18 protein-coding genes, 1 tRNA gene and 1 pseudogene are annotated in these 22019 nt (G+C 73.1%); 8 read left to right on the top strand and 12 right to left on the bottom strand.

The features are described 5' to 3' along the window. Positions 1-11: 11 nt before the first annotated feature. On the bottom strand, positions 12-3806 hold the full coding sequence (metH, locus tag BUE29_RS00215) for a methionine synthase (RefSeq protein WP_073384547.1): 3795 nt from the start codon (positions 3804-3806) through the stop codon (positions 12-14). A gap of 261 nt (positions 3807-4067) precedes the next feature. On the opposite strand from metH, the gene BUE29_RS00210 reads away from it, so the two are divergent. After that, positions 4068-4976, top strand: a complete 909-nt coding sequence (locus BUE29_RS00210; RefSeq protein ID WP_073384545.1) for a PAC2 family protein — start codon at positions 4068-4070, stop codon at positions 4974-4976. Positions 4977-4997: 21 nt separating this feature from the next. Here the strand turns inward: BUE29_RS00210 and mshC are convergent, their stop codons facing one another. From mshC to BUE29_RS00180, 6 genes are all read right to left on the bottom strand, one after another. Continuing rightward, the gene (gene mshC, locus BUE29_RS00205; protein ID WP_073384543.1) at positions 4998-6257 is read right to left on the bottom strand and encodes a cysteine--1-D-myo-inosityl 2-amino-2-deoxy-alpha-D-glucopyranoside ligase; all 1260 of its coding nucleotides are present in this window, start codon (positions 6255-6257) and stop codon (positions 4998-5000) included. A gap of 23 nt (positions 6258-6280) precedes the next feature. Further along, the gene (locus tag BUE29_RS00200) at positions 6281-7045 is read right to left on the bottom strand and encodes an SCO1664 family protein (RefSeq protein ID WP_073384541.1); all 765 of its coding nucleotides are present in this window, start codon (positions 7043-7045) and stop codon (positions 6281-6283) included. Positions 7046-7064: 19 nt separating this feature from the next. Then, on the bottom strand, positions 7065-7628 hold the full coding sequence (locus BUE29_RS00195; protein WP_073384539.1) for a DUF3090 domain-containing protein: 564 nt from the start codon (positions 7626-7628) through the stop codon (positions 7065-7067). 74 nt (positions 7629-7702) lie between these two features. Next, the gene (locus tag BUE29_RS00190; protein WP_073384537.1) at positions 7703-8428 is read right to left on the bottom strand and encodes a histidine phosphatase family protein; all 726 of its coding nucleotides are present in this window, start codon (positions 8426-8428) and stop codon (positions 7703-7705) included. 32 nt (positions 8429-8460) lie between these two features. Continuing rightward, positions 8461-9279 (bottom strand): undecaprenyl-diphosphate phosphatase, encoded by an 819-nt coding sequence (locus BUE29_RS00185; protein ID WP_073384535.1) that lies wholly within the window; start codon positions 9277-9279, stop codon positions 8461-8463. Then, positions 9276-10331 carry an LLM class F420-dependent oxidoreductase gene (locus tag BUE29_RS00180; protein ID WP_073384533.1) on the bottom strand — a complete coding sequence of 352 codons (1056 nt, stop codon included), beginning with the start codon at positions 10329-10331 and terminating at the stop codon, positions 9276-9278. The genes BUE29_RS00185 and BUE29_RS00180 overlap by 4 nt, the downstream gene beginning before the upstream one ends. A gap of 62 nt (positions 10332-10393) precedes the next feature. Between BUE29_RS00180 and BUE29_RS00175 the strand changes: the two genes are divergently transcribed. The 4 genes from BUE29_RS00175 to BUE29_RS00160 all read left to right on the top strand — a co-directional run bounded on the left by BUE29_RS00175 (position 10394) and on the right by BUE29_RS00160 (position 14302). Beyond that, positions 10394-11362: an aldo/keto reductase gene (locus BUE29_RS00175; RefSeq protein ID WP_073384531.1), complete on the top strand. Its 969-nt coding sequence runs from the start codon at positions 10394-10396 to the stop codon at positions 11360-11362. Next, the gene (locus BUE29_RS00170; RefSeq protein WP_073386633.1) at positions 11359-13287 is read left to right on the top strand and encodes an AAA family ATPase; all 1929 of its coding nucleotides are present in this window, start codon (positions 11359-11361) and stop codon (positions 13285-13287) included. Before BUE29_RS00175 ends, BUE29_RS00170 begins: the two co-directional genes overlap by 4 nt. Then, positions 13284-13892 (top strand): acetoacetate decarboxylase family protein, encoded by a 609-nt coding sequence (locus tag BUE29_RS00165; RefSeq protein ID WP_073384529.1) that lies wholly within the window; start codon positions 13284-13286, stop codon positions 13890-13892. The genes BUE29_RS00170 and BUE29_RS00165 overlap by 4 nt, the downstream gene beginning before the upstream one ends. Positions 13893-14086: 194 nt before the next feature. After that, positions 14087-14302, top strand: a complete 216-nt coding sequence (locus tag BUE29_RS00160) for a DUF5703 family protein (protein WP_073386631.1) — start codon at positions 14087-14089, stop codon at positions 14300-14302. On the opposite strand, the pseudogene BUE29_RS22940 reads toward BUE29_RS00160, so the two are convergent. From BUE29_RS22940 to BUE29_RS00140, 4 genes and pseudogenes are all read right to left on the bottom strand, one after another. Beyond that, positions 14299-14898: pseudogene (locus BUE29_RS22940) on the bottom strand (DUF5701 family protein). The gene BUE29_RS00160 and the pseudogene BUE29_RS22940 overlap by 4 nt on opposite strands. A gap of 57 nt (positions 14899-14955) precedes the next feature. Continuing rightward, a complete protein-coding gene (locus BUE29_RS00150; RefSeq protein ID WP_073384527.1) occupies positions 14956-16491 on the bottom strand; it encodes an ATP-dependent DNA ligase in 1536 nt (511 codons plus the stop codon). 39 nt (positions 16492-16530) lie between these two features. Next, positions 16531-16908: a VOC family protein gene (locus tag BUE29_RS00145; protein ID WP_073384524.1), complete on the bottom strand. Its 378-nt coding sequence runs from the start codon at positions 16906-16908 to the stop codon at positions 16531-16533. A 1-nt stretch (position 16909) separates the two neighbouring features. Continuing rightward, positions 16910-18208 carry a M20/M25/M40 family metallo-hydrolase gene (locus BUE29_RS00140; protein ID WP_073384522.1) on the bottom strand — a complete coding sequence of 433 codons (1299 nt, stop codon included), beginning with the start codon at positions 18206-18208 and terminating at the stop codon, positions 16910-16912. A gap of 199 nt (positions 18209-18407) precedes the next feature. Here BUE29_RS00140 and BUE29_RS00135 point away from each other — a divergent pair. Both BUE29_RS00135 and BUE29_RS00130 read left to right on the top strand, forming a co-directional pair. Continuing rightward, positions 18408-18495, top strand: a tRNA-Leu gene (locus BUE29_RS00135). A 255-nt stretch (positions 18496-18750) separates the two neighbouring features. Further along, complete coding sequence (locus BUE29_RS00130; protein WP_143167896.1) at positions 18751-18996, top strand: hypothetical protein; 246 nt, start codon at positions 18751-18753, stop codon at positions 18994-18996. Positions 18997-19026: 30 nt separating this feature from the next. Here the strand turns inward: BUE29_RS00130 and BUE29_RS00125 are convergent, their stop codons facing one another. Next, positions 19027-20382, bottom strand: a complete 1356-nt coding sequence (locus BUE29_RS00125) for a threonine/serine exporter family protein (protein ID WP_084180704.1) — start codon at positions 20380-20382, stop codon at positions 19027-19029. 155 nt (positions 20383-20537) lie between these two features. Between BUE29_RS00125 and BUE29_RS00120 the strand changes: the two genes are divergently transcribed. Continuing rightward, entirely contained in the window at positions 20538-21962 is a 1425-nt protein-coding gene (locus BUE29_RS00120; RefSeq protein WP_084180567.1) for an MFS transporter, read from the top strand. Positions 21963-22019: the final 57 nt, after the last annotated feature.

Below are 22019 nucleotides of genomic sequence, written 5' to 3'. Positions count from 1 at the left end.
CCGTCGCCGGGTCACTCGTCGTCGGTGCGATAACCGAGGTTGGGCGAGAGCCAGCGTTCGGCCTCGGCCACGGTCCAGCCCTTGCGCTTCGCGTAGTCCTCGACCTGGTCGCGACCGATACGCCCCAGCACGAAGTACTGCGACTGCGGGTGCGAGAAGTACCAGCCGCTGACCGACGCCCCCGGCCACATCGCCATGCTGTCGGTGAGCTGGATGCCGGTGTTGGCCTCCACGTCGAGCAGCTGCCAGAGGGTGCGCTTCTCGGTGTGCTCGGGGCACGCCGGGTAGCCCGGAGCCGGCCGGATGCCCTGGTACCTCTCGCGGATCAGCTCCTCGCTGTCGAGCTTCTCGTCCGGCGCGTAACCCCAGAACTCGTGCCGGACGCGCTCGTGCATGCGCTCGGCGAACGCCTCGGCGAGCCGGTCGGCGAGGGATTCGAGCAGGATCGCGCTGTAGTCGTCCAACGACTCCTTGAACTCCGTGATCTTCTCGCCGCTGCCGAGGCCGGCGGTGACGGCGAACGCGCCGACGTAGTCCTTGATCCCGGTCGCGGCGGGGGCCACGAAGTCGGCGAGCGAGCGGTGCGGCACGCCCTCGCGGTGCTCGGTCTGCTGGCGCAGCATGTGCAGCGTCGCGAGCACCTCGCCCCGCTTCTCGTCGCGGTAGACCTCGACGCTGTCGAAGTCGACCGAGTTCGCCGGGAACAGGCCGATCACGCCGGCGGCGGTGAGCCATCGCTCCTCGACGATCCGGTCGAGCATGGCCTGCGCGTCGTCCCACAGCTTGCGCGCGGTCTCACCGGTGGTCGGGTTGTTGAGGATGTCGGGGTACTTGCCCTTCATCTCCCACGCGTTGAAGAACGGCTGCCAGTCGATGTACTTGCGCAGCTCGCCCAGGTCGTAGCTCTTGAAGGTCTTGACGTACTGCGTGGGTGTGCCCGACGGGTGGTAGTCATCGGTGTGCATGTCCCGTGTCTGCTGCGTGATGAGGTGCGGGCGCGTCGGCCGGTAGCCGTCCCACTCGATCGGCGTGCGGTCCTCGCGGACCGTGTCGATGGGCAGGATGACCTTCTGGTTCTGCCGCGACTCGTGCCGCTCGCGCAGCGAGTCGTAGTCGGCCTTGAGGTCGTCGAGCAGCGTGGTGCGGCGCTCGGCGGACAGCAGCGAGGCCACGACCGGCACCGAGCGCGACGCGTCCTTCACCCAGACGACCGGGCCGTGGTAGCGCTTGTCGACCTTCACCGCGGTGTGGGCGCGCGAGGTCGTGGCGCCACCGATCAGCAGCGGGATGTCGAAGCCCTGCCGCTCCATCTCGGCGGCGAAGTTGACCATCTCGTCCAGCGACGGGGTGATGAGCCCGGAGAGGCCGATGATGTCGGCGTCGTGCTCCTTCGCGGCGTCGAGGATCTTCTGCGCCGGCACCATGACGCCGAGGTCGATCACGTCGTAGTTGTTGCACTGCAGGACGACGCCGACGATGTTCTTGCCGATGTCGTGGACGTCGCCCTTGACCGTCGCCATGACCACCGTGCCGTTGCTGCGGCCCTGGTCGTCGGGCGACTTCTCGTCCTCGATGAACGGGATGAGGTAGGCGACGGCCTTCTTCATCACCCGCGCGGACTTCACGACCTGCGGCAGGAACATCTTGCCGGCACCGAACAGGTCGCCGACGACGTTCATGCCGTCCATCAGCGGGCCCTCGATGACCTCGAGCGGCCGGCCGCCGCGGTCGGCGATCTCCTGCCGCAGCGCCTCGGTGTCGTCCTCGACGTGCTGGTCGATGCCCTTGACCAGTGCGTGCGTGATGCGCTCGCCCAGCGGCAGGCTGCGCCACTCCTCGCTGGCCACCTCGCGCTGCTGGCCGGAGCCGGCGTACTCGCCGGCGACCTCGAGCAGTCGTTCGGCGGCGTCGTCGCGACGGTTGAGGACGACGTCCTCGATCCGCTCGCGCAGCTTCTCGTCCACCTGGTCGTAGACGACGAGGGCACCGGCGTTGACGATGCCCATCGTCAGCCCTGCCTTGATCGCGTGGAACAGGAACACGGCGTGGATGGCCTCGCGCACCGCGTTGTTGCCGCGGAAGGAGAACGAGACGTTGGAGATGCCCCCGGAGATCTTCGCGCCGGGCAGGTTCTGCTTGATCCAGCGGGCGCCCTCGATGAAGTCCAGGCCGTAGCTCGCATGCTCCTCGATGCCGGTCGCCACCGCGAAGACGTTGGGGTCGAAGATGATGTCCTCGGCCGGGAAGCCGACCTCGTCGACGAGGACGTCGTAGGCGCGCTTGCAGATGTCCTTGCGGCGCTGCAGGTTGTCGGCCTGGCCGTCCTCGTCGAAGGCCATGACCACGACGGCGGCGCCGTACTTGCGGCACAGCCGAGCGTGCTCGACGAACGGCTCCTTGCCCTCCTTGAGCGAGATCGAGTTGACGATCGACTTGCCCTGGACGTTCTTCAGCCCCTCCTCGATGACCTCCCACTTCGAGGAGTCGACCATCACCGGGACGCGGCAGATGTCGGGCTCGCTGCCGACGAGACGCAGGAAGCGCTGCATCGCGGCGACGCCGTCGATCATGCCCTCGTCCATGTTGACGTCGATCACCTGCGCGCCGTTCTCGACCTGCTGCCGCGCGACCGACAGCGCGGTGTTGTAGTCGCCGTCGCGGATGAGGTTGCGGAAGCGCGCCGAACCGGTGATGTTGGTGCGCTCGCCGACGTTGACGAACAGCGAGTCGTCGTCGACGGTGAGCGGCTCGAGGCCGGACAGCCGCAGCGCAGGGCCGACCGTCGCCGGCGTGCGCGGGTCCTTGCCCTCGACGTGGTGTGCGATCGAGGCGATGTGGGCCGGCGTGGTGCCGCAGCAGCCGCCGGCCATGTTGATCAGGCCGGCCTCGGCGAACTCCTGGATCGTCCCGGCGGTGTCGTCGGGCTCCTCGTCGTACTCGCCGAAGGCGTTGGGCAGTCCGGCGTTCGGGTACGCGTGGACGAAGGTGTCGGCGATGCGCGACAGCTCGGCCACGTAGGGACGCAGCTCCTTGCCGCCGAGGGAGCAGTTGAGGCCGACCATGAGCGGCCGGACGTGGCGCACCGAGTTCCAGAACGCCTCGGTGACCTGGCCGGTCAGCGTGCGCCCCGACGCGTCGGTGATCGTGCCGGAGATGATCACCGGCCAGCGGCGGCCCTGCTCCTCGAACAGCGTCTCGACGGCGAAGATCGCCGCCTTGCAGTTCAGCGTGTCGAAGATCGTCTCGATCATGATGATGTCGACGCCGCCGTCGACGAGGCCCTGGGCCTGCTCGTGGTAGGCGGCGACCATCGTGTCGAAATCGATGTTGCGCGCACCCGGGTCGTTGACGTCGGGCGAGATGGAGCCGGTGCGGTTCAGTGGGCCGATGGCCCCGGCGACCCAGCGCGGCTTGTCCGGCGTTCGCGACGTCAGCTCGTCGGCCGCCTCGCGCGCGAGCCGCGCGGACGCGACGTTCAGCTCGTAGGCGAGCTCCTGCATGCCGTAGTCGGCGAGCGAGATCACCTGGGCGTTGAAGGTGTTGGTCTCGATGATGTCGGCGCCGGCCTCGAGGTACTCGAGGTGGATGTCGCGGATGATCTGCGGCTGGGTGATCGAGAGCAGGTCGTTGTTGCCCTGGACGTCGGACGGCCAGTCGGCGAACCGCTCGCCGCGGTAGCCGGCCTCGTCGGGGCGGTCGCGCTGGATCGCCGTGCCCATCGCGCCGTCGAGCACCAGGATGCGCCGGCGCAGGGCTGCGCTCAGGTCGTCGGTGGCGTCGGGACGGTGGTCGGCGGTGTCCGGCAAGGTGCTCTTCCCCTCGGTGGGCGCGGATCGGCGCTGCGTCGGTCCGGGACCGGCCAGCCTTCCCAGTGTCTCACCCGGGGACGAATCGGCCCGGACAGCCGGGCCGCGCGGCGCTGCGTGGACGCCGGGTGTGAGCGCCGCCACCGTCGCGGACCGGCCGGTGGCGTCGCGTCCCGGGCCGCTGCCGGTCCGGTCGTAGGCTGGAGGAATGACGGCTCGCACGCGCACCCCGATCCTCGCCGCCACCGGCCGGGTCGCCCGGTGAGCTCGTTCGACCGGACCGGCTGGCCCGAGCTCGTCTCTCCCGTCCTGGTGGCGGCCTTCGAGGGGTGGAACGACGCGGGCGACGCCGCGAGCGGTGCCGTCGAGCACCTCGAGCTGGTGTGGGACGCCCAGCCGCTCGCCGAGCTCGACCCCGACGACTACTACGACTTCCAGGTCAACCGCCCCACCGTCTCGTTGGTCGACGGTCTGTCACGCCGGATCGACTGGCCCACCACCCGGCTGTCGCACTGCCGGCCGCCCGGCGCGGAGTTCGACCTCGTGCTCATGCACGGCATCGAGCCGAACATGCGGTGGCGGGCGTTCTGCGCCGAGCTGCTGGGTGCGATCAACGAGCTCGACGTGCAGATGGTCGTCACGCTCGGCGCACTGCTGTCGGACACGCCGCACACCCGGCCCACCTCGGTGACCGGCAGCGCGTACGACCCCGAGTCCGCCGCCCGCTACGGCATGGAGCGCTCCCGCTACGAGGGGCCGACCGGCATCGTCGGCGTGCTGCAGGACGCCTGCGTCGGCGCCGGTATCCCGGCGATCTCGTTCTGGGCGGGCGTGCCGCACTACGTGTCCCAGCCGCCGAACCCGAAGGCGACGCTGGCGCTGCTGCAGGGCGTCGAGGAGGTTCTCGACGTCCCCGTCCCGCTCGCGCAGCTGCCCGAGCAGTCCGCCGACTGGCAGAAGCTGGTCGACGAGATGGCCGCCGAGGACGAGGAGGTCGTCGAGTACATCCGCAACCTCGAGGAACGCGACGACGAGATCGACCGCACCGAGATGACCGAGGCGTCCGGCGACGCGATCGCCCGCGAGTTCGAGCGCTACCTGCGCCGACGCGACCGCGGCGGCGGGCATGCCGGCGGCGGCTCGGGCGGCCCCTCGCTCGGCCGCGACTGACGCACGGCCCGCCGGGGAGCGTCAGAGCGCGACGCCCAGCAGGGCGTCGACGAGGTCGCGGACCAGGCGCGGCGCGTCCGGATCGGTGCCGACCGCGTCGGTGGCCGCTCCGGTCGGGCCGTCGGGCTCGCCGCCCGCGGACTCGACCCAGCGGTCGACCGCGGCGAGGGCGCGGACGGTGTCCAGGTCGTCGGCGAGGGCGGCGCGGACCTGCGCGAGCACTGCGTCCGCCGCCGGCCCGGCATCCTGCCCCACCGCGACCCGCCACCGGCTCAGCCGGGCCTCGGCCGCGGGCAGCCGGCCCCCCGTCCACTCCCGGTCGGCCCGGTAGTGCCCGTCGAGCAGCGCCAGCCGCACCGCCATCGGGTCGATGTGCGCCGCGCGCAGCTTGGAGACCAGCACCAGGTTGCCGCGGGACTTGCTCATCTTCTCGCCGTCCAGCCCGATCATCCCCGCGTGCACGTAGAACCGGGCGAACGGCTCCTCGCCGGTCAGGGCCTCGGCGTGCGCGGCCGAGTGCTCGTGGTGCGGGAAGATCAGATCCGAGCCGCCGCCCTGCACGTCGAAGGCCATCCCGAGCCGGTTCAGCGCGATGACGCTGCACTCGATGTGCCAGCCGGGTCGGCCGGGGCCGAGCGGGCTGTCCCACGACGGCTCGTCGGGACGGCGGCCCCGCCACAGCAGCGAGTCGAGCGCATCCTTCTTGCCGGCCCGGTCGGGGTCGCCGCCGCGCTCGCCGAAGAGCGCCAGCATCGTGTCGCGGTCGTAGCCGGACTCCCGGCCGAAACCGGCGGCGGCCGAGACCGGGAAGTACACGTCGTCGTCGAGCCGGTAGGCCGCGCCGCGCTCGAGCAGTCCCTCGATCGCCACCGTGATCTCCGGGACGGCCTCGACCGCGCCCACGAAGTCGTCCGGTGCGAGCACCCGCAGCGCGGTCATGTCCTCGCAGAACAGCCGCGTCTCGCGGGCGGCCAGGGCCTCCCAGCTCTCGCCGGTCTGCTCGGCGCGCTCGAGCAGCGGGTCGTCGACGTCGGTCACGTTCTGGACGTAGTGCACGCGGTGGCCCGCGTCGCGCCAGACGCGCTGGACGAGGTCGAACGCCAGATAGGTGGCCGCGTGGCCGAGGTGCGTGGCGTCGTAGGGCGTGATGCCGCAGACGTACATGCGCGCCGTCGGGCCGGGCGTGGTCTCGCGCACCTCGCCGGTCGCGGTGTCGAACAGCCGCAGCGCCGGCCCGGTGCCCGCAAGCTCGGGCACGGCGGGGCTCGACCAGGCGTCCATGCTCGTCACGCTAGCCGGTGGCCTCAGATGGGCGGCCAGGGCACCGCCGGCCAGTCGCCGTGCGGCTCGGGGTGGCGGCCGGCGGACAGCAGCCGGTGCACCCGCGCACGCGTCTGCCGCACCTCGCGCCGGGTGAGCAGCTCGCCCAGGCGCTCCCCCAGCTCGCCGTCGAGCTCGGTCGCCAGCCGGGCGAGCACCGTGCGCGCCTCGGGTGGCAGCTTCGCGCCGGCCCACTGCCAGAGGACGGTGCGCAGCTTGTCCTCGACGGAGAAGGTCACGCCGTGGTCGATGCCGAACACGTCGCCCGCGGGCGTCGGCAGCAGGTGGCCACCCTTGCGGTCGGAGTTGTTGACCACGGCGTCGAAGACCGCGATGTGGCGCAGCCGCTCGAGGTCGCGCCGGCGCATGAGCCGGCCGACGTCCACGGTCTCGTCGACGTCGATCCACAGCTGCACCATGCCGGGCCCGGCCGGGCCCTCCCGGTAGACCGTCGGGGGGACGATCCCCCAGCCGGTCGCCGCCGACACCTCGTAGGCGGCCACCTCGCGCTCGGCGAGCGTGCCGTCGGGGAAGTCCCACAGCGGCCGCTCTCCGGCGACGGGCTTGTAGACGCAGGCCGCGCGCCGCTCGCCGGCCACGACACCGCAGTAGAAGGTGGCGTTGGACGCGTCCATGACGCGCCCCTCGATGGCGAGCTCACCGGTCGAGAGCAGCTGCACCGCGTCGGCGACGGTGACGCCGTCCCCGTCGGTCCCGAGCGGCAGCGCGGGGGTGAGTCCGTCGGTCACCGGCCGGCCTCGTGCGCAGTCACGGGTTCAGTGAGACGCCACGCCGGTAACCGTTCAGCCGGGCGCAGACGTGACCCGACGGGGTGAGGGGCTGACCGCACAGCGGGCACGGCGGGCGGCCCGCGGAGACGAGCCGGCGGGCCCGCTCCACGAAGGCGCGCGCGGTGGTCGGCTCGATCAGCACGCGCAGCGCGTCGGGGCCGTCCTCGACGTCCTCGAGCAGGGTCTCCTCGGCGACCTCGGGCTCGTCGACCGGCGCCTGGGCCTCGATGACCACCAGGCCGGTGTCGCCGTCCCAGGCCAGCCCCATCGCCGCGACGCGGAACTCCTCGTCGATCGGCTGGTCGAGCGCCTCGGTGTCGGTCTCGTCGGCCGGTAGCGCCGTCCCGGTGCGCTCGACGATGTCGTCGAGCAGCTGCTCGAGCCGGTCGGCGAGGACCTCGACCTGCTGCTTCTCCAGCGCGACCGAGACGACCCGGGCGCCGTCGACGGCTTGCAGGTAGAAGGCGCGGTCGCCGGGCTGGCCGACGGTGCCCGCCACGAAGCGGCTGGGACGGTCGAAGACGTGGAGCTGGCGCATGATGCCTTCAGCCTATGGTCTGCCGGGCCGCCGCGCCGCTCGTGGGTCCCCGGTCCGGCGACTCGGTGTCACCGCGTTCACACCGACCCGCCGCCGGCGCCGCCGCCCACCGTGGCGTCGTCGGCGGCCTTGGTGCGACGTCGCCGCTTGGGCGGTGCGAAACCGGCGAGGTCCCCGCCGGTGTCGTTGACGCGGACGACGTACGGCCGCGTCGCGGTGTAGCGCACGATCGACACCGAGCACGGGTCGGGCACGATCCGCTGGTACTGGTCGAGATGCAGCCCGAGCGCGTCCGCGACGATCGCCTTGATCACGTCGCCGTGGCTGCAGGCGACCCAGACGGCGTCGGGGCCGTACTCCTCGGCGATGCGTCCGTCCCAGTCGCGTACGCCCGCAACGGCGCGCGCCGACATGTCCGCCAGCGCCTCGCCGTTCGGGAACCGGACGGCCGACGGCTGCGCCTGGACGGTCTTCCAGAGCGGGTCCTTGGCGAGCTCGCGGATCGGCTTGCCGGTCCAGTCGCCGTAGCCGCACTCGATGAACCGGTCGTCGACGTGCCAGCCGAGCGGCGTCCGGCGAGCACGCTGCCCCTGCTGCGCGTCGCGGATCGCGCCGGCGGTCTCGACGCACCGTTCGAGGGGGCTCGTGACGACGGCGGCGAGCGGCAGCGACGCCGCGCGCTCGGCGAGGGTGGCCGCCTGCCGCTGCCCGCGCTCGTCCAGGTGCACGCCGGGCGTGCGGCCGGCGAGCACCGGTCCGGTCATCTTGGTGAGTCCGTGCCGGACGAGCAGGACGGTGGGCATCTAGCGGCCCCCCCGGATCGGCGTCGGGACCGTCACGTCGGGTCCAGGACGCCGGTCGAGAGCAGCACGATGAGCAGCACCCCGAGCGCGATGCGGTAGTAGATGAACACGAACGTGCTGTGCCGGGCGAGCCACTTCATCAGCCAGGCGATCGACGCCAGCCCGACCACGAACGCGAAGACGACGGCGAGACCGGTGACGCCGAGCCCGGGGCCGTCGTTGCCGACGTCCTTGAGCTCGTAGAGCCCGGAGAGCACCACCGCCGGCACCGACAGCAGGAAGGAGAAGCGGGCGGCGGCCTCGCGGGTGAGGCCGCGGAACAGCCCGGCGGTGATGGTCGTCCCCGAGCGTGACGCCCCGGGGATCAGCGACAGCGCCTGGGCCGAGCCGACCACGATCGCGTCCGTCGTGGTGATCTGCTCCTCGCCCCGCCGCCGGGTGCTCACCTTCTCCGCCCCCAGCAGCACGAGGGCGAGGGCGATGAGCGTGACCGAGATGACCCACAGGTTGCGGGCGCCGGTCGATATCTGGTGGTCGAAGATCAGCCCGAGGACGCCGATGGGCACGGTGGCCAGGATCAGGTACCAGCCCATCTTGTACTCGAGCGACCCCCGCACCGAGCGGTCCCAGAAGCCGCGGAACCAGGCGACGGTGATGTGCAGCAGCTCGCGCCAGAAGTACACGACGATGGCGAGCATCGTGCCCAGCTGGATGACGGCGGTGAAGGCGGTGCCCGGGTCCTCCCAGCCGAACAGCGCGGGGACGATGCGCAGGTGAGCGGTGGACGAGATCGGCAGGAACTCCGTCAGTCCCTGGACGATGCCGAGGACGACACCCTGGAACGGGTTCATGCGCCGGCCGTGCCCGAGCGGTCGAGGGCTTCGGCCGCACCACGCAGCGCGGCGACCCGTTCCTCGTGGGTCGCGCCGTAGGGGGCGACCGAGAGCGTCGTGACGCCCGCCTCGGCGAATTCGACCATCCGGTCGGCGATGCGCTCGACCGGGCCGAGCAGCGACGTCCCGTCGATGAACTCCACGGGGACGGCGGCGGCCGCCGCGTCGTACTCGCGGGCGAGGTAGAGCTCCTGCACCGTCGCCGCGGCGTCCTCGAATCCCATGCGGCCGGCCAGCGCGTTGTAGAAGTTCTGCTCGCGGCTGCCCATGCCCCCCACGTACAGGGCGGCGTACCCGCGCACGGGGTCGGCGCACGCGGTCGCGTCGTCGCCGACGACGAGCGGCACGGTGGCGGCGACGTCGAAGCCATCGAGGTCCCGCCCGGCCTTGGCCCGGCCGGCGGCGACACGGTCGAGGAGCTGGTCGGCGTGCGCCGGGGCGAAGAACACCGGCAGCCAGCCGTCGGCGATCTCGCCGGCGAGCTCGAGATTGCGGGGCCCGATGGCGGCGAGGTAGAGCGGGAGGTCCTCGCGCGTCGGGTGCAGCATCAGGTGCAGCGCCTTGCCGGGACCGTCGGGCAGCGGGAGCTCGTACGTGGCGCCGTGGTACTCGACCCGTTCGCGGGCGAGCGCCAATCGCACGATGTCGACGTACTCGCGGGTGCGGGCGAGCGGCTTGGCGAAGCGGACGCCGTGCCACCCCTCGGACACCTGCGGTCCGGACACGCCGAGCCCGAGCCGGAACCGGCCGCCGGAGAGGCTGTCGAGGGTGGCGGCGGTCATCGCGGTCATCGTCGGCGTGCGGGCCGGGATCTGCAGGATCGCGCTGCCGACGTCGATGGTCGAGGTCTGCGCGGCGATCCAGGTGAGGACGGTGACGGCGTCCGAGCCGTAGGCCTCGGCGACCCACACCACCGAGTAGCCGAGGCGCTCGGCCTCCTGGACGAGGGCGAGATCCTGGCTGCTGTCGCCGCCGAGACCCCAGTAACCGACGTTGAGTCCGAGGCGCACCGCGCAACCATAGCGAGCACCGGGGGGTGCTCCTGCGCGCCCAGCCGGTAGGTTCAGCGTCCGTGAAGCAACGCACGGTGGGCACGAGCGGGCTTCGGGTGTCCCACCTCGGCGTGGGCACCTGGCGGTGGGGCCGCGAGACCGACGCCGACGAGGCCGCGGCGATCCTGGTCGCCTTCCTCGACGCCGGCGGCACGCTGGTCGACACCGCGGTGTCGTACGCCGACGGCGCGGCGGAGGAGATCCTGGCCGGCCTGCTGGCCGATGTCGTCCCCCGCGAGGAGCTCGTGCTCGCAGGCAAGGCCGGGCTGCGCTTCGAGGACGGCCAGGGGGTCGTGGACAACTCCCGCGGCCGGCTGCTCGGCGACCTCGACCGGTCGCTGCGCCGGCTCGGCGTGGACCATCTCGACCTCTGGCAGGTCCACGTGCCGGATCCGCACGTCGCCGTCGAGGAGACGCTCTCGGCGCTCGACACCGCGGTCGAGTCGGGCAAGGTGCGCTACGTCGGCGTCTCCAACTTCTCGGGCTGGCGCACCGCGCAGGCGGCCACACTGCAGGCGGCCAAACCCGCCTTCGCGCCGATCGTGTCCAACCAGGTGCGCTACTCGCTGCTCGCCCGCGGCGTCGAGCGCGACGTCGTCCCGGCCTGCCTGGGTCTCGGCGTCGGCGTCCTGCCGTACTCCCCGCTCGGCGGGGGCGCGCTCACCGGCAAGTACCGCACCGGCATCCCGGCCGACTCGCGGGCCGCGGCGGGCACGCGCCACCTCGCCGATCTGGACGACCCCGCCACGGTCGGTGTCGTCGAGGCCGTCGCGACCGCCGCCGAGGGGCTCGCGACCTCGCCGCTCGCGATCTCGCTGGCCTGGGTGCGCGACCGTCCCGGCGTGGCCGCCCCCATCATCGGCCCGCGCACCCTGGGCCAGCTGACCGCCGCGCTCGCCGCCGAGACGCTGGACCTGCCACCGGCGATCCGCTCGGCGCTCGACGACGTCAGCGCGCCGCGGCTCCAGTACCCGGAGACGGTGTCCTGACCCAGCCGAGCCCGTCCGACCCGGTCTTCGTCGCGTTCTGCGACGCCGGCCTCTGGCCGGGGCTGGGCAAGCGGCTGGCCGGCGAGCTCGCCGGCGCCGGCATCACCGGGCCCGGCGACGTCACCACCGCCGCGCTGACCGCGCTGCCGAAGGTGGGCCCGCAGCGCGCGGGGCGGTTGCTCTCGTCCTTCATCGCGGCCGGGCCGGCGCTGGAGGTCGCCGGCCTGCTCGTCCCGGCCGGGGTGGACGCCCGGCTCGCGGGCCGCGCCGTGGACCTGCTCGGCCCGGCGGCGCCGCGGCTGCTGCGCGACGACCCGTGGCGCCTGCTGGCGGTGACGGGCGTGACCCCGGACGACGCCGACCGGGTGGCGCGGGTCGCCGTCCCCGGTGTCGCCCGCGACGATGCGCGCCGGGCCCGCGCGCTGGTGGGCTGGGTGCTCGCCGGGCAGGCCCGCGACGGGCACACGGTGGACGCCCGCGAAGACGTGGAGGGCTCGCTCGCCGCGTTCGGCTCGGGTGACGCGTCGGCCGCCGTCGACGCCGCGGTCGAGGCCGCGAGCGTCGTCGAGGCCGACGACGGCACGCTCGGCCTGGCCCGCTACGCCGAGGCCGAGGACGGCATCGCGCAGGGCATCGCCCGGCTGCTCGCGACCGCCGAGCCGATCGCGGCCGGCGGCAAGCGGACCCGGAACGCAGGTGGGCTCGACGCCGTCCAGCTGTCGGCGGTGACGGCCGCGCTCGGCGGCGGCGTCACCGTGCTCACCGGCGGCCCGGGCACCGGCAAGAGCCGCACCGTGGCCACGCTCGTCGCCCTGGCCGAGGCCGCGGGCCGGACCGTCGCCCTCGCGGCACCGACCGGTCGGGCCGCGAAGCGCCTCGAGGAGCTGTGCGACTCCCCCGCGTCCACGCTGCACCGGCTGCTGGGCGCGCAGCCGCGGCAGGCCGGTGACGGGGTGAGCTTCGACGGCGGGTTCACCCGGGGCGAGGACTGGCCGCTCGACGAGGACGTCGTCGTGGTCGACGAGGCCTCGATGCTCGACGTCGAGCTGGCCGATGCGCTGCTCACCGCCTGCGCGGACGGCACGCACCTGGTCCTGGTCGGCGACGCCGCCCAGCTGCCCTCGATCGGGCCGGGCCGGGTGCTGGGCGACCTCATCGACTCGGGCACCGTCCCGGTGACCGAGCTGACGACGCTCTACCGGCAGCATGAGGGCGGCACCATCGCGCGGCTGGCCACGGCGGTGCGCGGCGGGGAGCTCGCCGCGGTCGACGACCCCACGCACGAGGTCGTCGTCGTCCCGACCCGTGGCTCGACCGAGGCCGCGCACCGGGTGGTGCAGCTCGTCACCGACTCCATCCCGCGGGCGCTGTCGATCCCGGCCGCGTCGGTGCAGGTCGTCACGCCGGTGCACCGCGGCCCGGCCGGGACGCAGGCCCTCAACGCCGCGCTCAAGGCCGCGCTGAACCCGGGCACGGGCCGGCGCCGCTTCGACCCGGGCGACCGCGTCGTCGCGACCGCCAACCACCTCGAGGCCGAGCCCGCGGGCTACGCCAACGGCGAGGTCGGCACGGTGTCGGCCGTCGGCGACGACCCCACCAGCGGCGCGGTGACCGTCGAGTTCGCCTCCGGACCGGCCGAGGTCAAGGGCAAGGCGCTCGGCGACCTCGTCCACGGCTGGGCCATCACCGTGCACCGGGCGCAGGGCTCGGAGTTCCCCGCCGTCGTCGTGGTGCTGCCGCCCGAGGCGGGCCGGCTGCTGTCGCGGCCGCTGGTCTACACCGCGCTGACCCGTGCCCAGCAGCATCTCTCCGTCGTCCACGCCGCCGGCCCGGCCGTCGCCCGCGCCGTGCGGCAGGTCGGCGCGCTCCCCCGCCGCACCCGCCTCGTCCCGTTGCTGCGCGAGTACGTCGGGGAGGCACGGTGAGCACGCCCTACCCGTCCGAGCCGTGGGACCTGCGCGGCCGACTCGATCTCTCGCTGTTCCTCGTCCCCGCCGCGGACCTGCCCGACGACCTGCCCGACGGCTGGCGGGCGGTGCGGCTCGCCCGGTGGGCCGTCGTCGCGACGGCGTGGGTGCGCTACGAGCCGCCCGGCGTGCTCAGCTACCGCGAGGTCATGGCGGTGGTGCTGGCCCGGCGCGGCGCGCGGGTGCGGCCGACGATCGTGCGCATCTGGGTCGACAGCGAGGCCTCGCTGGCGGGCGGCCGCGCACTGTGGGGCATCCCGAAGCAGCTCGCGTCCTTCGACTTCACCGGGGACGCGCGGGCCGCCCGCGACGACGACGGCCGGATCACCGCCGGCACGGTGCGCGACCGGCTGCGGCTGCCGGGCCGGTGGCCGGTCCGGTTCTCGATCGTGCAACAGCTCGACGACGCGCCGACGACGAGCCCGGTCCGCGCCCGCGGCGGGCTCACCGTGACGACGACCCGCCTCGCCGCCGCGCCCGCCGGCCCGCTCGCCTTCCTTGCCGGTCACCGTCCGTGGCTGTCGCTCACGCTCCGCGACTTCGTGATGACCTTCGGCCGCTGACGACTGGCGACTGGCGACTGGCTAAGCCGACTGGCGACTTCCCGGCCGACTGGCGACCTACAGGTCGCCAGTCGGCCTGCAAGTCGCCAGTCGACACGGGAAGTCGCCAGTCGACACGGGTGGGGGCGCCCGCGTCCGGTCGGGTGTCGGACGCCATGCCGACCGCGGCCGTCGATGGCGCACAATGGTCGGCGATGACCGACTCGAGCGAACCGGACTGGGAGTACGCGCCGCTGCACATCCCGGCCGACGTCACCCGGCTCAACGCCGCGGCGCAGCTGTCGCTGCAGGCGGAGTTCGGCGGCTGGGAGCTCGCCCGCGTCGTCAAGTACATGGACGGCACCCGCCGCGTCACGCTGCGCCGCAAGCGCACCAAGACCTCGGTCCCGCTGCCCGGCCTGTCGGCCTAACCCGCGAGGGCGACCCGGCCCGCCGCCGAGGCGAAGCCGAGCCAGGTGTGCCGGTTGCCGGCCCAGCACCACCCGACCTTGGGCGCGTCCTTCGCGGCCCGGCCGTCGCGACCCGTGCCGTTGCTGATCCAGATCGCGGGGGTGCGGGCGTCGAGCCTGCCGTCGGCCTTGCGCCGGCGCGAGCCGACGGTCATGAAGCAGTGGTCCCGGGCCAGCACGTCGGGCTGCTGCAGCAGTCACGCGAGACCCTCGCGCAGGGTCAGCGGGGTGCGGCCGGCAGCGCGCAGCGCCGGCAGCGCCTCGGCCGGGCTCTGGTTGCGCAGCTCGTCGCCGCGGGTGACGTCCTGGACGAGGTAGGGCGGCGCGGGGACGTCCAGGTCGTCGACCGGAGCGAAGTCGTCGACGTCGGTCATGTCGACGACCACGAAACCGGGCTTGCCGGCCCGCCGCAGCAGCGGCGTGAGCGTGGACGGCGGGGCGTCGGGCACGAGCAGACCGGTGCCGTCGGGGACGGTGGCCGGCACGGGCAGGCCGAGCCCGGCGAGGCGGTCGGCCTGGACGGGCAGCGGGGGCAGCGAGGCGGGGTTCGAGCGCATGGCGCGGTCAACGATCGTCGCGCGCCGCGGGTTCCCGGGCCGTGCCCGGCGCCAGAGTCAGTGCGACTCGTAGAACGCGCGGACGCCGGCGATCGTGTCCGCCTCGTCGGGGCGCTTGTCGTCGCGATAGCGCAGGACGCGCGCGAACCGCAGCGCCATGCCACCGGGGTAGCGCGTCGAGCGCTGCAGGCCGTCGAAGGCGATCTCGACGACCTGCTCCGGCCGCACCCGTACGGCGTACCCGTCGGTGGGGCCGTCGGCGATCGCCAGGAAGTGCTCGGTCTGCCAGTCGAGCATGGCGTCGGTCATGCCCTTGAACGTCTTGCCCAGCATCACGAACCCGCCGGTGTCGGGGTCGTAGGCGCCGAGGTGGATGTTGGACAGCTTGCCCCGGCGCCGCCCGGACCCCCACTCGACGGCGAGCACGACGAGGTCGAGGGTGTGCACGGGCTTGACCTTCAGCCAGCCCGCACCGCGGCGGCCCGCCTCGTAGGGCGCGGCCAGCGACTTGGCCATGACGCCCTCGTGGCCGGCGGCCAGCGTGCGCTCGAGGAAGGCCTGCGCGGCGTCGCCGTCGGTCGTGACGAGGCGGTCGACCCGGTGCCGGTCGGGGACGACGCGGGCGAGCACGTCGGCGCGCTCGGTGCCGGGCAGGTCGAGCACGTCGTCGCCGTCGACGTGCAGCACGTCGAACACGAAGACCGACAGCGGCTGCTTCTCGCGCGCGGCCGCGATGTCGACGCTGCGGCCGAAGCGCGAGGCGGTGTCCTGGAACTTGTGCGGCCGGCCGTCGGCACGCAGGGCGATGGCCTCGGCGTCGGCGATCAGCGTGGTGACCGGCAGTGCGAGCGCGGCGTCGACGACCTCCGGCAGCCGGGCGGTGACGTCGTCGAGCGAGCGCGTGTAGACGGTGACGGCGTCGCCATCGCGGTGGATCTGCACCCGCGCGCCGTCGAGCTTGGCTTCGAACACGGCCTCGCCGCCGAGCCGCTCGAGCGCATCGCGGACGTCGGTGGCGGTCTGCGCGAGCATCGGGCCGACCGGCCGGCCGACCCGAAGGTGGAACTCGGCGAGACCGTCGGTGCCGCGGGTGAGCGCCGCGGCGGCCACGGTCGGCAGCTCACCGCCGAGCATGGCGGCCCGGCGGACGGCGGCGGCGTGCACGTCGGCGGCCTGCGCCACGGCGTCGGCCATCACGCCCAGCAGCGCGCCCTGGCGCAGCTCGCCGCCGAGCAGCCGCCGCAGGAAGGTCTGCTCGGCGACGGTGGCGGTGCCGAAGAGCTCGGCGAGCAGGGCGGCGCGGCGCCCCTGCGAGCCCTTGCCGGTCGTCGACTTGATCTTCTCGAGCGTCGCATGGACGCCCAGGACGGTGAGCGACGGCACGGCCGCGGCGTCGGGAACCGTGCGCAGCGCCGCCCAGCCGACGCCGATCTGGCGCTGCGGCAGCTCGCCCGAGAGCCACGACACCACGACCGACACCTCGGCGACGTCGTCGGCGGCGGCCAGCAGCTCGGCGATGCGCGCGCGCTTGGCCAGCCGTGAGGACGTCGCGCCGACGTCGGCGGAGGCGGCGGCGACGTCGGCGATCAGCACGCGACGAGCCTGCCACGGCGGTCCGACACCGAGGCCGGGTCAGCCCGCAGCCGCCTCGGCGACGGTGCGTGACAGCAGGCAGAACTCGTTGCCACCTGGGTCGGCCAGGACCACCCAGGTGGCGTCGTCGTCCTGACCGACGTCGACCCGCCGGGCGCCGAGACCGAGCAGCCGGTCGAGCTCCTCGGCCGTGGTGCCGCCGTCGGCGCGCAGGTCGAGGTGCAGCCGGTTCTTGATCGTCTTCGCCTCGGGCACGCGCAGCACGTCGATGCCCGGCGCCGTCGCGTCGGCGGGCCCGATGGCGATGCCGACCTCGTCGTGGTCGCGCTCCTGCCAGCCGAGCACCGCGCACCAGAAGCGTGCGACGGGCTCGGGGTCGACGGCGTCGATGGCCAGGACGGCGATGCGGCTCGTCATGTCAGCAATCCTGCAGCAGCCGGTCGAGCACGCGCACCCCGAATTTCAACCCGTCCACCGGCACGCGCTCGTCGATGCCGTGGAACAGCGCGGTGAAGTCGAGGTCGGCGGGCAGCAGCAGCGGCGAGAACCCGAAGCAGCGCATGCCCAGCGTGGAGAACGACTTGGCGTCGGTGCCGCCGCTCATCAGGTACGGCAACGGGACCGCGATGGGGTCCTCGGCCTTGAGGGCGGCGGCCATCACCTCGACCAGGTGCCCGTCGAACCCCGTCTCGACCGCGATGTCGCGCACCTCGGTCTCGCGCTCGACGTGCTCGCCGAGCAGCTCGTCGATCGTGGCGAGCAGCTCGTCCTCCTGGCCGGGCAGGAAGCGGCAGTCGATCGTCGCCTCGGCCGAGCCGGGGATGACGTTGGTCTTGTAACCGGCCTGCAGCATCGTCGGGTTCGCGGTGTTCCTCACCGTCGCGCCGATCATGCGCGCGGCACCGCCGATCACCGGCAGCCACTCGTCGGGACGCTCGGGGTCGAGGTCGCGCCCGAGCGTCTCGGCCAGCCCCTCGACCAGGGCGCGGACGGTGTCGGTGACGACGATCGGCCATTCGTGGTTGCCGATGCGCGAGACGGCCTCGGCGAGGCGGGTGACGGCGTTCTCCTCGTGCACCATCGAGCCGTGGCCCGGCCGGCTCCGCGCCCGCAGCCGAAGCCAGTGGATGCCCTTCTCGGCGGTCTGGATGGCGTAGGCCCGCGCCTGGTCGTTGAGCGAGATCGAGTAGCCGCCGACCTCGCTGATCGCCTCGGTGCAGTCGGCGAACAGGTCCGCGTGGTGGTCGACGAGGTGGTGCGCGCCCTTGCGGCCGCCGGCCTCCTCGTCGGCGACGAAGGCGAGGACGACGTCGCGCGCGGGCTTGCGCCCGGTGCGCCGGTACTCGCGCACGAGCGCGAGCGTCATGGCGTCCATGTCCTTCATGTCGATGGCGCCGCGGCCCCACACGTAGTCGTCCTTCACCTCGCCGGCGAAGGGGTCGACGCTCCACTCGCTCGCGTCGGCGGGGACGACGTCGAGATGGCCGTGGATCAGCAGGGGCGCGCGATCACGGTCGCTGCCCTCGAGCCGTGCGACGACCGACGCGCGCCCCGGTTCGGACTCGAAGATCTCGGACTCGACGCCCACCTCGTCGAGCTTCTCGGCCACCCACTCGGCCGCCGGACGTTCGGGATGCGTCGGATTCGAGGTGTTGAAGCGGATGAGCTCGACCAGCAGCTCGGTGACCTCGTCCTGCGCGGAGACGGTGGGGCTCATCCGTCGTTCCTACCACCGCCGCCCGAGGTGCCGCGCCGGCGAGACCGATCGTCCGCGCGGCGATCTTCCTGCGCTTGTGACGCTGGGACGCGGGTGGCGTCGGAAGATCGACGGCGGCCGCGGTATTCGTGCGGCTGCGGTGCCTGCAGCCCGGTGCGCAACCGCCTGGCCGCGATCGGCTAATGTTGTTGCCGCACTCGTCCGGGTGGCGGAATGGCAGACGCGCTAGCTTGAGGTGCTAGTGCCCTTTATCGGGCGTGGGGGTTCAAGTCCCCCCTCGGACACCACACGATTCACCGGTCGGTCAGCGACAGTTCGTCGGTCTGACCGACCAGCTCCGCACCGAAGCTGTGATGCGGATCCTCGGCGGCCAGTCCGAACCCGGCGGCGCGGACTGCTGGACCTGCTCGCCAGCGGCGAGGACCGCCGGGTCGACGACGCGGTCCGCGCCCAGCTCGCGCGCGTGGATGAGCGGGACGCCGGCGCCCGACCCGCCGCGGCGGTGTGGCCCAGGTCACGTCCGGGCGGCTACCATCGCCGGCATGAACGTGCGCTTTGTGATGGGCCGCGACCGCGAACCGCTCGAGCTCTCCCTGCCCGACGACCGTCCGCTGCCGCGCGTCGGCGAGAGCGTCACGCTGCCCGTGGCGACGCCGGGCGAGGGCGACCGCTGGGGCGTGAAGACGGTCAACTACGACTACAGCGATCCCGACCGGGTCACGGTCGAGATCCAGGTGGGCGTCACCGGTCCCGCGCGCGTCCCCAGCTTCAGCGTCTACACCGACTGACGGCTCCCGCCGTCTCACGGCGGCCCGCCGTCACCGCGACCCGCCGTCGGCGCCCCCGCCCTGCTGTCGGTCGCGATGCCGCCGCCGCACCGCGCGCACGCTCATGGGGCCGACGAGACGTGGGCCGGCGAGCCGAGTCTCGAGTCGGCGCGCCTCACGCCGGAGCGGCTGGGCGATGTACTCCCCCAGGATCGCGCCCGAGCTCAGCGCGACCGCGACGGCGCCGGCGGTGAACAGCGCGAGCAGGCCCGCCGACGCGTCCCGTCCGATCGTGGCGAGACCGCGGTAGATCGACAGCCCCGGCAGCAGCGGCACGATGGCCGCGGTCACAACGACCAGCGCCGGCACCCGGAACCGGCCCGCGGCGGAGAACGAGATCAGCCCGATGACGACCGCCGCGACCGCGGAGGCGAACGGGCCGCCGACGTTGCGGTCGTCCAGCACGAAGTAGACGGCGACGGCGAGCGCTGCGATGACGCCGATGGGGGTCAGTGCGCGCAGCGGCGCGTAGCACGCGTAGGCGTAGCTGGCCGCGGCGAGCGCGGCGCCCACCGTCATCACCGGGAGGTCCGCGAAGCCCGTCGTGCCCGCCACCTGGTCGCCGAGCCGCACCCCGACGATGCGCGCGACGGTGAGCCCGCCGCTGACGCCGGCCACCGCGCCCGCGGTGGCGATCACCGCCTCGAGCATGCGCGCGCCGCTGGTGAGCGGGAAGCCGGTGAGGGCGTCCTGGATCGCGCCGAGGAAGCTGACCCCGGCAAGCAGCAGGATGATGCTCGCGGTGATGACGCGACCGGGGGCTACGTCGAGCCCGGTACGCGCCACCCCGGCGGCGAGCAGGGTCGCGAGCAGGCCCCCCGCCGCCTGCTGGTAGAACGTCGGCCACCGGTTCGCGGCCATCACCCGTTGGATGCGGTCGATGAGGCAGGCCGCGACGAACGCGATGCCGACCATCGCCGCGTTGCCGCCGAGGACCATCCCGACCCCGGCGCCCATCCCGCCGTAGCCCAGGGTGACCGTCCAGCGCGGCCGGGCATGACCCGAGGACACGATGCGGTTCAGCCGCGCGATCGCCTCCTCCCGGTCGATGCGCCCGGCGACGAGGTCGCGGACGAGATGGTCGACCAGGGTGAGGTCCTCGTAGTCGACCTCGCGGTGGCGGACCTGGCGCAGCTGGATCATCGCGGGCTCGTCGGACGAGGCCTGGTAGCTCATGGCGAGCTCGGTGAAGGTCACGTCGGCGGTGAAGCGACGCAGCCCGCACGCGCGGCCGACGTTGTCCATCTGGGCGCCGACGTCCGACGCGCCGGCGCCGCAGGACAGCAGCATCTCGCCGATGCGCAGCGCGAGGTTCATCGTCTTGTAGACGTCAGCGGTGTCGGGCATCACGGCAAGTCTCGCGTCCCGCGGCCCGTCGGCGCCATCCGGGTCGACAGGCCCCGCGGAGCCCGCCCCGGGGCGTCACCGCATGTTCGCCGCCTGTGCATTTGGGTACGTGGACGCGGAGACACCCACCAGCCGAACCCCGGAGGCCCCACCCCGTGACCGTGTTGACCCCGCGCGAGCGCCCGCGGCGCTGGACCCTCGACGACGTGGTCGTCACCGACCCGCCGGTCATCCGCAAGGCGATCGGTGCGGCGGCGATCGGCAACATCACCGAGTGGTACGACTTCGGGGTCTACGCCTACCTCGAGCCGACGATCAAGGACATCTTCTTCTCGGGGCTCAGCGACTCGCTCGGCACGATCGCCACGTTCGGCACGTTCGCCGTCGCCTTCCTCGTGCGCCCGTTCGGCGGCATGTTCTTCGGTCCGCTCGCCGACCGCATCGGGCGCAACAAGGTGCTGGCCATCACCATGATCATGATGGCGCTCGGCACCTTCGCCATCGGCTGTCTGCCGACGCAGGCCGCCGTCGGCTTCTGGGCGCCGGCGCTGTTGCTGCTGTGCCGGCTCGTGCAGGGCTTCTCCACCGGCGGCGAGTACGGCAACGCCATGACCTTCATCGCCGAGTACGCGCCGGACAAGCGCCGCGGCTTCCTCGGCAGCTGGCTGGAGTTCGGCACGTTCAGCGGTTACCTCGGCGGCGCGATCGTCGCCACGATCGTGCAGGACGTGGTCGGCGACCCGGCCCTGCACGACTGGGCCTGGCGGATCCCGTTCTTCGTGGCGCTGCCGCTCGGCGTCGCCGGCGTCTACCTGCGCTCGCGGCTGGCCGACACCCCGGCCTACGCGGCGCTGGAGAAGGAGTCCGAGGAGAAGGAGAAGGCGAACAAGACAGGGGACGAGGCCAAGATCCTCGCCGGGCTCTGGCCGTTCGTGCTCGTCTGCATGGGCCTGGTGATCGTCTGGAACGTCACCAACTACATGCTGACGTCCTACATGCCGACCTACATCTCCGAGACCCTGCCCGCCGGGGACAAGGTGACCACGCTGACGTCGAGCGTGCTGCAGATCATCGTCATGGCGGTGGCCCTGCTGACGATCCCGTTCATCGGATTGCTGTCCGACCGCATCGGGCGCAAGCCGATCATCGTCGGCGGCTCGGTGGGGCTGATCGTGCTGGCGCTGCCCATGGTGCTGCTGATCCGCGCCGGCAGCGCCGTGTCGATCTTCTGCGGTCTGCTCATCATGGGGCTCGCGCTCATCACCTTCAGCGCGACCATGCCCTCGACGTTGCCGTCGCTGTTCCCGACCAAGGTCCGCGGCGCCGGCCTGTCGGTCGCCTTCAACGTCGCGATCTCGCTCTTCGCGGGCACGACGTCGGTGGTGGTCGGGGCGCTCGTGAGCGCGACCGGCGACCTGAACTGGCCGGCGTACTACCTCATCGCCGCGGGCGTCGTGGGCCTCGTCGCGGTGTACTTCCTGCACGAGCCGAACGGCCGGCGCATGTGGGGGTCCGCCCCCGCGGCCGAGTCGACGCAGGCCGCGCGCGAGCTCGTCGCCGAGCAGGACGAGCACGCCTGACCGGGCGCGCGGGTCGAGCCGACGGGGGACGCCGACTCGCCGTCACCGCCCGTCACC

The sequence above is a fragment of the Jatrophihabitans endophyticus genome (genome assembly GCF_900129455.1).
In the GTDB taxonomy this organism is placed as follows: domain Bacteria; phylum Actinomycetota; class Actinomycetes; order Mycobacteriales; family Jatrophihabitantaceae; genus Jatrophihabitans; species Jatrophihabitans endophyticus.
This window is presented reverse-complemented; position numbering and strand designations above follow the sequence as displayed.